Below are 12,306 nucleotides of genomic sequence, written 5' to 3'. Positions count from 1 at the left end.
AACTATTCCTTATCTGACATCATATGTCAACTTTTGCACCTTAAGTTATCAATTAACTTTTATTAACCTGAGTGAATAAGAATAACTTTCAGCAACCTAAGCATATCTGCAATAAACTACGAGGGCTCTATGGCCCTAAGATGCTTACGTACCGATAAATAAGAGCCAAACCAACCTAAGAATGAAGCCATAAGGATAAGGTAGATTAATTCGCTAAAACTCAAACCTTGGATCTCAAGTTCGCTGCCATATAAACCCAACAACTGCGCTAAAGCGCCATCAAGATACCAGACTAAAATATTAATAATAAACCACGCCAATATGCCACCTATTACTCCATACCAAATCCCAGTATAAAGAAACGGTCGTTGAATAAAGGCCTCAGTGGCACCGACGAGTTTCATGATTTCAATTTCGGTGCGCCGATTCATAATGGCTAAACGTATGGTATTACCGATAACCAAGATCACCGCCAATACCAACAATAAAGCGATGGCCAATACGGTACGTTCCAGCAATGCCAGTATGGCTTGTAGTTTCTCAAGCCACTCGATATCTAAGCGGCCGAAACTCACCTCTGGTTCACGTTCAAGCTTTCTCAGTAGCTCACGGGCCGCCACTGGACTTGAATGTTTTGCCGAGGGCGTGACTGTGACTACAGCGGGTAACGGGTTTTCATCCAAGTAAGCCAGCGCTTCACCAAAGCCTGATAATCGCTGGAACTCTTCTAACGCTTGGTCACGATTGATATAGCTGATGCCATCCACTTCTGGAAATGATTTTACTCGAGCAATAAGGCTTTGGATGGACTGCTCACTGCGCTTTTCTTTAATAAATAATGAAATTTCAGCGGCATCGGTCCAAGACTCGGTGACTGTCTCGGCATTTTTGACTAAGACCTGTAAGGCTGCTGGCAAGCTCAAACTAACGCCCAACACCGCCATGGTCATTACCGAGGCAACAGGATCGCGCCATAATTCGCCCATACTCGCCATGCCTTGCTGCACGTGGCGCACAAAAAACATTACAATACGGCCACTTAAAGGCAATTTACTTTGGGTCAGCTTCATTTTCTTACTCATGCGCTGCCCCCTTGTTGACCAATCTCATGATTATCCAGCATTCGCCCTTGGCGCAGAGTAAAAGTGCGGTATTTCATCCGCGCAATTAAGCCTAAATCATGGGTGGCGATAAGTACGCTAGTGCCAGCATCATTGAAGGTTTCAAACAGACGTAAAATGTCCATCGACAACTTAGGATCTAAGTTACCTGTTGGCTCATCGGCTAATAGTAGTGGTGGTTTATTCACAATGGCACGAGCGATACCCACCCTTTGCTGCTCACCACCGGATAGCATAATCGGCAGATGACGCTCTTTTCCGTAAAGTCCAACCATATCCAGTGCGCCGGCAACTCGCTTGCGGATTTCACCGTGACTAAAGCCTTCGATGATCAATGGCAAGGCCACATTATCGAACACACTTTTCTCCATTAATAGATGATGGTTTTGAAAAATCATCCCGATATGACGACGCAAAAATGGCACATGTTTAGGGCCGATCCTGGCAATATCATAGCCATTAATCGCCACTCGACCTGCACTTGCACGCTCAATCACAGTAATAAGTTTAAGCAAGGTACTTTTACCCGCGCCCGAGTGGCCAGTTAAAAAAGCCATTTCCCCCTGTCTAAGATGAAAGTTCACCTCAGATAAAGCGGTTTGGCCTCCAGAATAAACTTTACTGACCTTCTCGAATTGGATCATGGATTACTGTCCTACCTTGGCTTGACTCACGCCGTCATGAGTAGCTCCATCATGAGTAAACAGCGCTTCAATAAAATCAGCGGCGTTAAAGGTGCGTAAATCATCAATTTGCTCACCCACACCAATATGACGGATGGGAATAGAGAATTTATCCGCGATGGCAAAAATTACTCCGCCTTTCGCCGTACCGTCTAATTTGGTTAAGGTGATGCCCGTCACGCCAACCGCTTCTTGAAACAGCTGTGCTTGGCTAATGGCATTCTGGCCAGTGCTGGCGTCTAACGTCAGCATAACTTCATGAGGCGCCGCGGGGTCGAGCTTTTTCATTACTCGGACAACTTTCTTAAGCTCTTCCATCAAATGGGCTTTATTCTGTAAGCGCCCTGCAGTATCGGCAATTAACACATCCACTTTACGAGACTTAGCCGCTTGGAATGCATCAAACAATACCGAGGCACTGTCGGCGCCAGTGTGCTGTGCTACCACTGGAATATTATTACGCTGACCCCAGACTTGTAATTGCTCAACAGCTGCAGCGCGGAAAGTATCGCCTGCCGCTAACATCACGGTTTTACCTTGGCTTTGGTACTGCTTAGCAAGCTTGCCTATAGTGGTCGTCTTACCAACACCATTCACGCCCACCATTAGAATAACAAATGGCCCGTCGCTATTATCAGGCACTAAAGGGATCGCCACAGGCTCTAGTGTTTTTTGCATTTCATCACGCATCAGATCATATAAGGCTTCGGCATTTTTAAGCTGCTTACGTGACGCATGCTCGGTCAATTTAGCAATAAGCTTAGTGGTGGTTTCAACCCCCACATCGGCAATCAACAGTTGCTCTTCCAATTCTTCGAATAGATCATCATCGATTTTTTTGTCTTTAAATAAGCCAATAAAACCACTGCCGATATTCTCACTGGTGCGCATCAAGCCACGCTTTAAACGGGCAAATAAGCCTTCTTTAACTGGCTTTTGCTGCGGCTCATCTTGAATGTTTTCTGCTTCATCGACGGCTGGGATTTGAACTTGCTCTTGGGTCTGTTTGTCTTGCTCTACTTGAGCTTGTTCAGCTTGTAAACGGGCTGTTTCTGCTTGAGCTGCTTGAGCGGCGGCCAATTCTTTAGCAATTTGCTCTTGAGCCAGCCTGTCTTGCTCCGCTTGAACTTGTTCAGCTTGTAAACGGGCAGCTTCTGCTTGAGCGGCTTGCTCTGCTGCGTTCTGCTGCTCTGCTACAGCTGATTCATTAACGGATTCAGTTTGTACTGCATCGGTTTCATCTACGGTTTTATCTTTACGAAACCAGGAAAAAAAGCCTTTCTTTGCCATGTCTGCTACCAATGCTCTATATATAAAATAAATGGGTGAATAAATGCTCAATGTCGAGGCGACTTTAATCTAAATTCGTTTTATGTCATTCGCTTAAGTCGAATTTACACTATATCCAATCAAGGTGCAGTAAACTTACGCCCTTATGGTTATTTTGAGGTAGAATAACGCCCCCATTGACAGGGTGGCCTAGTCTACCACTTTCTGAGTTCAGGCAAAATCACGAGGCATAAATGACCAAAAATAAGCCAGCCAGCGGTCAGGTGAGAATTATTTCCGGCCAGTGGCGCTCCCGCCGCCTACCTATCCATGATCTTGAGGGCCTTAGGCCAACAACGGACAGGGTGCGTGAAACCTTATTTAATTGGCTCGCCCCAGAGATCAAGGGCGCACGAGTGCTGGACTGCTTTGCTGGTAGCGGCGCATTGTGTCTTGAGGCTTTGTCTCGCTATGCCAGTTTTGCCAAAGTGTTTGAACTGCAAAAAAGTGCTGCGCAGCAATTAAAGCAAAATTTTGCTAGCTTAAATTGCTTGGATGCTGAGGTCATCAATGGGGATACTTTAAGCTTGCTCAAGCAAGGCAGCACTGAAGGCTTTGATATCGTATTTATCGACCCACCATTTCGTAAAGGGTTAGCCAATGCCACCATGGCATTATTAAGCGAACATGATTGGCTTAAACCTGAGGCGCTTATCTACCTTGAAACTGAGTCTGAACTCAGCCAACTGGTTATTCCAGCTGATTGGTTAGAGCTTAAACATAAGACTGCCGGTCAAGTGAGCTATCGACTTTTTCAATACAGTCCCAGGCAATAACCATAAAAAAACACTTACCTTAGCGCTAAGGTAAGTGTTGATATTGATGCCTCTCCAGCCTCTGACTTATACCCGCTTAAAAGCTACAGCAAAAGCAACCCCGATATTTATACCCGCCGCGAGCTTAAGTCTCTGGATATGGGTGAACTATGCCCTTATGACAATCGATACAGGTTTGTCTTTCTGGTGGCACCTTCTTACTGTTTTTATGATGCATGCGCACCGCCATATTATTCATGGCTTCAGGCTGATCTTCATAAATGCGTTTATGGCAGTTTTGGCAAGTGGATGAATCGATTGAGCGAAGGTAATCCCGCGCAATATCCGCTTGAGCTTTGCGGTTCTCTTCGAGCCATGCTTGAGTATTAAAATTCTCTATGGTCAAAAAGCCAATCACGTCTTTAGAGACAATTATTTTCTTAATTAAGTAGTTCAATGGCTCTTGAGGTAAATGGCACTGCTGACACTCCACCACCACCCCACTTTTACTGCCACCATGGCTCGAAGCCAGCACTTCCTCTTTTAAGGAGTGATTGCTGTGACAGGTCATGCAAAACGCATCACTACTGGTAATGTGCAGCGTCTGTTGCACGGTAAAATAACCGACAACACCAACGATGATGCCCACCACTAACAAGAGTAATACCGAATATTGACTACTAGGTTTAGTTATTTTTCTCCAACTCATTACACACCTCCCTGCTGCTCGTCACCCGTTAGCCAACTAAGACAATGGACACTCACCATAAATCTATCCATGATCGCTGCGGCCAAACCACACTCATTATTATGCTTTATTTTTATACAATCAGTGTATGAGGTTTTAGGGAGAATATTGATAATAAATACTGATTGTTAAGGGAATAAATCGATTTTTTTATTCAGAATGCGACCTAGATCGACTTATTGGGTCGATATTCGAATAGCCACAGTTACACTGAATCTAACCCCGCGGGGCAATAAACTCACGGGGCAAAGATAAACTGAAGTAGCAGAAATTAATTTCCTCCATACTCGGTCTATTAACGGGCTAGACTTGTGATAGACTCAAGACCACAAACATTGCGCTATGATATCCAACTTAGAATCCTTTGCTATGGAAGCTTATGAAGCTTAATCTGCTCCGCCATGTATTCATCTTATTCACCTTATTGTCCCTCCTTGGGCAAGGTGTGATGGCTAATGGCTACAGTATAATGCCGACCCAAGCTGAAAATATGTCAGTCGCTATGGATAGTTCACAGAGCTCTGCTCCTATGCTGATGCAGGCTGAGATGAAATGCCACGATTCAGCGCTGAACATGAGTGAGCCCTCGCCCCCTAGTTGCTGCGATGGCCCCCATAAATGTAACCTAGATTGCAATCATTGCCTCAGTCTTGCCATGGCAGCGACCCTGTTTACGACAAATATCAAGGTGCCTAAAATTGCGCCGCAAACCAGCTTAGGCTTCGTGCGTCACGACTTTACCTCTCAAGCACCTGCTCCAGCCTTTAGACCGCCGATAATTTAACAAACCATGACTGACGCCAATTAAACATTGGCACGCTAGTTAGTAGCCTCTTCTACTGCCTGATTGCGCAGTTAGAAAACCGCTACAGTATTTTGTTATAACGACATCAATGTCGAGGTTTCTATGAAAAACACCCACTCCTTAAGCCTAAGTAGCACCTTGCTATTATTGCCACTTTTGCTGCAAACCTTTGTCCTTCAGACCAGTGCCGCCGCCGAGCCTCAAGGCGAACACCTACAGCATGAGCATGGACAAATAGAGAATGGCGACAAGTTATTTAATGCCCGTCCAGCGCCATTGACTGCTACTGCGGATAAATCGTCTCAGAATATGGGCAAGGTCAAATATGTCTGCCCCATGCACCCCCATGTTATTTCAGAAACTCCCGCAACTTGCCCTATTTGTGGTATGAACTTAGAGCAAGTCACCTTGGGCGCTGCAGCAGAGGAAATCGTGGTTGGCGTTTCGGGCGGCATGCAGCAAGCCCTTGGAATGCGCTCACAAATGGTAAAAAAAGGCAGTTTATATCGCTTTGTTAAAACCATAGGCACGGTGGAATACAATCAAGATGCCATCAGCCATATGCACACCCGCATCACCGGCTGGGTTGAAACAGTAAAAGTGCACAACATGGGCCAAAAAGTTGCCAAAGGCCAGCTGATGTATGAGCTGTATTCACCAGAGCTTATCAATGCACAAGATGATTATATGCAAGCGCTGGACTATTTTAAGCAAGATAAAAAACGCGGCGCTATATTAAAGCAAAAAGCCCGCCAGCGCTTAGCCTTACTCGGGGTTGCCGATCATTTGATTACTCAACTGGAAACCAGTGGTAATACCATCTATAAGATGCCCTTTTATGCGCCACAGGATGGCATTGTAAGCCAGCTGGCTTTACGTGAAGGCATGTATATACAACCCGGTAGCACCTTGGTTGAATTGGTCGATATCGCCACGGTATGGGTGATTGCCGATGTGTTTGAAAATGAACAAAGCTGGCTCGATGTCGGTCGTGGCGCCGAGGTCACTGCGGCGGCTCAAGGCCTGTTCGATTTGCCAACAAGCATAGATTACATCTACCCCGAACTTGATACTGTCACTCGTGCCATGCGCGTCAGATTAAAGCTTAATAACCCCAATGAATTGCTACGACCCGGCACTTTAGTGGATGTCTCTCTGTTTGGCGGTCCAAAGCACAATGTCATCACTATCCCCACCGAAGCCTTGATCTTAACTGGCCGTGAAAATCGTGTTGTTGTACAACGTGAAGCCACTGGTTTTAGCTCTATCACGGTAAAAGTGGGGATCTTATCTCAAGGGCAAGCTGAGATTATCGAAGGCCTTAAGGAAGGGGATCATGTGGTGGTGTCAGGGCAATTCCTATTGGATTCTGAAGCCAGTATTCAGGGCAGCTTGCAGCGCTTAAGCGGCAATACACCAGCAGGGGCACAACCAGATGTTCAGCCAGACCCCCATGCCGGTCACGGCCGCTAAGGAGCGCTATTATGTTAGCTAAAATTATCAGCGCTGCCATTAATCACCGCGCCATGGTGTTGTTACTGACTTTAATCGTAGCCTTGCTCGGCTATCAAGCCATGCGCACCTTACCTTTGGATGCTTTGCCAGATTTATCTGATGTGCAAGTGATAGTCAAAACCTCCTATCCAGGGCAAGCGCCGCAATTAGTGGAAGATCAAATCACTTATCCTCTGTCGACCGCCATGTTAGCGGTACCAGGAGCTAAGACGGTGCGAGGCTTTTCCATGTTCGGCGATTCCTTCGTTTATATCATTTTTGAAGATGGCACAGACATTTATTGGGCGCGCTCACGGGTATTAGAATATTTATCTCAAACTCAAGGTCAGCTACCACCTGGGGTTGTGCCTTCTCTTGGCCCAGATGCCTCTGGGGTCGGCTGGGTGTTTCAATATGCTTTGGTTGATCGCAAAGGCACCCATGATTTAGCCCAGCTGAGATCACTGCAAGACTGGTTTTTAAAGCTTGAATTACAAAGCGTTGAAGGCGTGTCTGAAGTGGCGACCATAGGCGGCATGGAGCAAGCTTACCAAGTGGTTATCGACCCCCATAAGCTGGCACTGTACCAAATTGACTTATCCAGCATACAAAACGCCTTAAGGGATTCAAATAGCTCGGTCGGCGGCTCAGTCATCGAAATGGCCGAAGCCGAATACATGATAACTTCTTCAGGCTACAGGCAAACCATTGAAGATTTTGCCGAAATTCCTTTAGGGATTTTATCCGAAGCCGGCACGCCTGTGTTGATGAAAGATGTGGCCCAGCTACGCACGGGACCTGCGGCAAGGCGCGGCATCGCAGAGCTTGATGGTCAAGGGGAAGTGGTTGGCGGCATAGTGGTGATGCGCTACGGCGGCAATGCTCTTGCCACCATAGACAATGTAAAAGCCAAACTTGCCCAAGTCGCGAGCGGCTTACCTGAAGGCATAGAGTTAGTGGTCACTTACGATCGCTCGCAACTTATCCTTAACTCAGTCGATAACCTGAAAAATAAGGTGATTGAAGAGATGCTAGTGGTGGGTTTTGTCTGCCTCATCTTCTTGCTTCATGCTCGCTCTACGTTAGTGGCGTTTATTTCTTTGCCACTATCAATCTTGATAAGCTTTATTGGCATGAAAATGATGGGGGTTAACGCCAATATCATGAGCCTAGGCGGTATCGCTATTGCCATCGGCGCTGTGGTAGATGCCGCCATTGTGATGGTGGAAAATGCCCATAAACACTTGGAGCACTACCGCGAGCAACACGGCAAACCACCCGAAGGTGAAGCCCATTGGCAGTTGATTAAAGAGTCTGCGGTCGAGGTGGGACCAGCACTATTTTTTAGCTTACTTATCATTACATTAAGCTTTATTCCTGTGTTTGCACTAGAGGCGCAAGAAGGCCGCTTGTTCCATCCTTTAGCATTTGCTAAGTCATTTGCTATGGCAGCCTCGGCTTTACTTGCGATTACCCTTATCCCTGTGTTGATGGGTTATTTCGTTCGCGGCAATATTCCCGATGAACGCAAAAATCCGTTAAGCCGACTGCTTATCGCCCTCTACCAGCCTAGCCTGAACTTAGTGCTGCGCCATCCTAAGATAACCTTGGTAGCCGCGCTACTGGCTTTGGGCAGTGCCTACTTCCCCATGAGCCAGCTAGGTTCTGAATTTATGCCTGCATTAGAAGAAGGCGACTTACTCTACATGCCCACCACCCTGCCCAGCGTGAGCCCGGGCAAGGCTGCTGAAATTTTGCAGCAAACTGACCGTTTGATAAAAACAGTGCCCGAGGTGAAACGAGTCTTTGGCAAAGTGGGCCGCGCGGTTACAGCGACAGATCCAGCCCCCTTAACCATGCTGGAAACCACTATTATGCTGCGCCCCAAGGAAGAATGGCGTGACGGCATGACCCTTGAGGGCATCATCAGTGAATTGCAGCAGACAGTTAAAATTCCTGGAATGACCAATGCTTGGGTGCAGCCCATTAAGACGCGCATCGACATGTTATCCACCGGCGTTCGCACCCCTGTGGGGATTAAAATTTCGGGGGCGAACGTGGCTGAACTTGAAGCCATAGGCACTCAAATTGAAGCCATAGTCAGCAAGCTTCCCGGTACACAGTCAGCATTTGCCCAGCGCACCAGCGGCGGCCGCTATATTGATATCACCCCGGATCTTAAGATGGCTGCCCGCTATGGCATGACTCTGAAAGACATTCAAGATGTGGTGCAAATTGCCATTGGCGGCACGAAAGTCGGCGAATCCATTCAAGGACAAGAGCGTTACCCGATTAATATTCGCTACCCAAGGGAGCTAAGAGACAACATAGAAAAGCTTAAAGATTTACCTGTACTGACAAAAACCGGTAAATACATTCCGTTAAGTAATCTTGCTAGCTTAAAAATCACCGATGGCCCGCCAATGCTTGCCAGCGAAAATGGCAGATTAATCTCTTGGGTATTTGTCGATTTAAAAGATATTTCAGTCGGCGATTACATCAAGCAGGCCAAGAGTGCCCTGAATGACCAAGTGAAGTTACCGCCACGTTATAGCTACAGCTTTGCCGGACAATACGAGTACATGCAAAGAGTGGAAGCTAAGATGCAGCTGGTGATCCCTGTGATGGTCGCAGTGATTTTCATCTTGCTTATGCTCACTTTTAACTCCCTAGTGCAGGCGTCGGTGATTATGCTCAGCCTGCCGTTTGCCTTAGTGGGCAGCGCTTGGCTGTTGTTTCTACTCGACTACAACCTGTCTGTGGCAGTGTCTGTGGGCATGATAGCCCTAGCTGGGGTTGCCGCCGAATTTGGGGTAGTGATGCAGGTCTACTTAAACAACAGCATCAAGGCCCATAAAGACAAGGGCTTAATGCGCAATCAAGAGGATTTACGCCAAGCGTTAATTGAAGGCGCCGTGATGCGCATTCGCCCTAAAGCCATGACGGTCGCCACCATCTTCTTTGGTTTATTGCCTATCATGTGGGGCAGTGGTACGGGCAATGAAGTGATGCAAAAAATCGCCGCCCCTATGGTGGGCGGTATGGTGACTGCACCGTTACTATCTCTGTTTGTTATCCCGGCCATCTACCTGCTTATCTATGGCAGAAAATTGGGTAAATAAGTTAGTGATTTTTATTAAGCCAGTTGGTACTGCCAACTGGCTTTTTCATGCACTGCGTTTTACTTATGAGTACGATACGTAATATTATAGCTAAAACATCAAGTTAGCTTAACAAGCGAATAGCAAAACTAATGACTCAATATCGAGTCTATCTTGGTATGCATCTGGGAACAGGGACTCACCATGTCGAATTTATTTCAGGAAAAAATCTTAAACAAGAGAGCAGCATTTTTTATCACAGTATCGTTAATGATTGGTTTGCTCTTTGATATCTATAAAGGGTATGAAATGCCAAATGCAGATAATTTTTATGCTGGAGCATTTTTCATCTGTATATATGTCTTTATCGATATTTATATGATGCATAAAATTTTGGGAATGAAACTTGATTCGTGCCTAGATAGGTTTTTCTCGCCTGTAACAAATAGCATAACTTCTGTGTTCTGTTTTTTGCCTTTCTTTATGTCGACTTCCTTTTATATCTGGGGAGACCTTGCATTATTTTCTGTGGTGGTGATTAGCATTACTATCGGGGATTTATACTATTTTTATCATCATACTCAGGAAGAAAGCCAGCTGAATTAAACACCCATTTTACGATATCCGCTTTGACTCTCAATACGTAGACACCAAGCTTGGATTTTCGGGTATTGTGCTAAGTCAAAGCCGCCCTCATCTGCCACATGGGTATAAGCGTAAAGGGCAATATCGGCCAAGCTAAACACATTCCCCACTAAATACTCAGACTGGATTAACTGCTGCTGCATAATGGCCAGCGCCTTATGGCCTTTGAGCTGCAAGGCTTGATATTCTTCAGTGCGCTCGTTAGGCAGATTCAAATATTGCTGAATGAATCTCGCCACAGCAATGCAAGGCTCGTGGCTATATTGCTCGAAGAACATCCACTCATAGACTTTGGCCTTAAGATACAGATCTTGTGGTACTAATACCGAACCTTCGGCGAGGTAGCCTAAAATGGCATTCGACTCAGATAAAAACCGTCCGTCGTCTAATTCCAGCAGAGGGATTTTGCCATTGGGATTCATGTTAACAAACTCAAGCGTTTGAGTATCACCTTTGAGAATATCAAGTTCACACCAAGTGTAATCGCGAGACAATAATGACAAAAGCAACTGAATTTTATAACAATTACCAGAACGAGAATCCCCATAAAGCTTCATTTTGTATCCTTTCAAATAAGTAGCCAGCTGTAAATTGACCAAGATAAAATAAATCTCATTAACCTAGCAGGTTAAAGGATTAACCTTGGCAGTTAAAATATGATCTTCAAAGCGGCCATTAATTTTGAGGTATTTTACGGCGCGTCCTTCTTCGTTAAAACCTAGCTGTCTGAGCAATAACGCAGATCTAACATTGCTCGGCATATAATTGGCCATCACTCTATTCAAACCAAGCTGATTAAAGGCATATTCTATGGCATGTGCGCAGAGGATTTTCATCAAGCCTTTGCCTTGGTACGACTCAGCAATACAATAACCCATGTAACAGGCTTGAAAGGCGCCTCTGATGATATTGGTTAAAGAACAGCATGCGATAATCTGACCATCGTCTGAATTTAAGCCGATGAAATAAAAAGCTAATCCCGCCTCTTGCTCGGTTTCTCGGGCTAATAATCTCTCACTCCACGCCTGAAGAGAATGAAACTCGGGTGGGCGCAGTGGTTCCCACGGCATCAGGTGGGCACTGTTGCTTAAATGAAAATCCCGCAGGGCCGCGGCATCATCGGCTGTCACTAATCTAATTATCATAACGCCCCAGTACTTCTATGATGATTTTTGCGATTATGTTTGTATCATAAACATGATAGGTAAAATATAAAAACATCGAATAAGAAACTGTTAAATGCTAACCTGACAGAAATGAGAAAGCTGCATATACTCAACAAAATTAAGTACCTACCGGTACGTGAAGTTGTCTTTTTTGATATTGGAACAGAAATTTATGAAATGGATATCCCTAGCCTGTTTATTTGCTTTAGCCTCAGGATGCAGTAGCCAGCCCAGCCATTGTGATGATGCCACAGAATGTGTACTCAGTGGAGTCATTCATGGTGTTACATGGCTGACTGAAAAAGAAAAGGCACCGCAAAGATGTGAAGACATGAAAGGTGAGAGTAAAGACGCTTGTGATGCACAAGTACAAGCCATTAAGGGGTCAATTTCACGAGCTCAATCCAAAAATAGTAATTAAGCTCGGTTTCCATAATCCCCTTAATAATGGCGAATAAA

General features: G+C 45.6%; 12 protein-coding genes. 6 read left to right on the top strand and 6 right to left on the bottom strand.

Annotation, left to right across the window (positions count from 1 at the left end; translation table 11 throughout):
* Positions 1–116 precede the first annotated feature (116 nt).
* Genes ftsX through ftsY form a run of 3 tightly spaced genes read right to left on the bottom strand, consistent with a single transcriptional unit; the run spans position 117 to position 3,094 of the window.
* A complete protein-coding gene (gene ftsX, locus H5073_RS04005; RefSeq protein WP_182677219.1) occupies positions 117–1,082 on the bottom strand; it encodes a permease-like cell division protein FtsX in 966 nt (321 codons plus the stop codon).
* Positions 1,079–1,765, bottom strand: coding sequence for a cell division ATP-binding protein FtsE (gene ftsE, locus H5073_RS04000; protein ID WP_182677217.1), 687 nt, complete (start codon positions 1,763–1,765; stop codon positions 1,079–1,081). Before ftsE ends, ftsX begins: the two co-directional genes overlap by 4 nt.
* Before the next feature lie 3 nt (positions 1,766–1,768).
* Positions 1,769–3,094 carry a signal recognition particle-docking protein FtsY gene (ftsY, locus tag H5073_RS03995; RefSeq protein WP_182677215.1) on the bottom strand — a complete coding sequence of 442 codons (1,326 nt, stop codon included), beginning with the start codon at positions 3,092–3,094 and terminating at the stop codon, positions 1,769–1,771.
* Positions 3,095–3,327: 233 nt separating this feature from the next.
* Between ftsY and rsmD the strand changes: the two genes are divergently transcribed.
* Positions 3,328–3,909 carry a 16S rRNA (guanine(966)-N(2))-methyltransferase RsmD gene (rsmD, locus tag H5073_RS03990; protein ID WP_182677213.1) on the top strand — a complete coding sequence of 194 codons (582 nt, stop codon included), beginning with the start codon at positions 3,328–3,330 and terminating at the stop codon, positions 3,907–3,909.
* Positions 3,910–4,033: 124 nt separating this feature from the next.
* On the opposite strand, the gene H5073_RS03985 is transcribed toward rsmD, so the two are convergent.
* Positions 4,034–4,597, bottom strand: a complete 564-nt coding sequence (locus tag H5073_RS03985; RefSeq protein WP_182677211.1) for a NapC/NirT family cytochrome c — start codon at positions 4,595–4,597, stop codon at positions 4,034–4,036.
* Positions 4,598–5,015: 418 nt separating this feature from the next.
* On the opposite strand from H5073_RS03985, the gene H5073_RS03980 reads away from it, so the two are divergent.
* From H5073_RS03980 to H5073_RS03965, 4 genes are all read left to right on the top strand, one after another.
* A complete protein-coding gene (locus tag H5073_RS03980) occupies positions 5,016–5,420 on the top strand; it encodes a hypothetical protein (RefSeq protein WP_182677209.1) in 405 nt (134 codons plus the stop codon).
* A gap of 123 nt (positions 5,421–5,543) precedes the next feature.
* Positions 5,544–6,914 carry an efflux RND transporter periplasmic adaptor subunit gene (locus H5073_RS03975; RefSeq protein ID WP_182677208.1) on the top strand — a complete coding sequence of 457 codons (1,371 nt, stop codon included), beginning with the start codon at positions 5,544–5,546 and terminating at the stop codon, positions 6,912–6,914.
* 11 nt (positions 6,915–6,925) lie between these two features.
* Positions 6,926–10,057 (top strand): efflux RND transporter permease subunit, encoded by a 3,132-nt coding sequence (locus tag H5073_RS03970; RefSeq protein WP_182677206.1) that lies wholly within the window; start codon positions 6,926–6,928, stop codon positions 10,055–10,057.
* A 183-nt stretch (positions 10,058–10,240) separates the two neighbouring features.
* Complete coding sequence (locus H5073_RS03965) at positions 10,241–10,642, top strand: hypothetical protein (RefSeq protein WP_182677204.1); 402 nt, start codon at positions 10,241–10,243, stop codon at positions 10,640–10,642.
* Here H5073_RS03965 and H5073_RS03960 read toward each other — a convergent pair.
* Positions 10,639–11,238 (bottom strand): glutathione S-transferase family protein, encoded by a 600-nt coding sequence (locus H5073_RS03960; protein WP_182677202.1) that lies wholly within the window; start codon positions 11,236–11,238, stop codon positions 10,639–10,641. The genes H5073_RS03965 and H5073_RS03960 overlap by 4 nt on opposite strands.
* Before the next feature lie 63 nt (positions 11,239–11,301).
* A complete protein-coding gene (locus tag H5073_RS03955; protein WP_182677200.1) occupies positions 11,302–11,826 on the bottom strand; it encodes a GNAT family N-acetyltransferase in 525 nt (174 codons plus the stop codon).
* Between the two features lie 193 nt (positions 11,827–12,019).
* Here H5073_RS03955 and H5073_RS03950 point away from each other — a divergent pair, with 193 nt between their 5' ends.
* Entirely contained in the window at positions 12,020–12,268 is a 249-nt protein-coding gene (locus tag H5073_RS03950; protein WP_182677198.1) for a hypothetical protein, read from the top strand.
* Positions 12,269–12,306: the final 38 nt, after the last annotated feature.

Origin of the sequence: Shewanella sp. SR44-3 (genome assembly GCF_014163735.1) — a bacterium.
In the GTDB taxonomy this organism is placed as follows: domain Bacteria; phylum Pseudomonadota; class Gammaproteobacteria; order Enterobacterales; family Shewanellaceae; genus Shewanella.
Note: the sequence above shows the minus strand (reverse complement) of the source record. Positions and strands in the feature narration are given on the sequence as shown.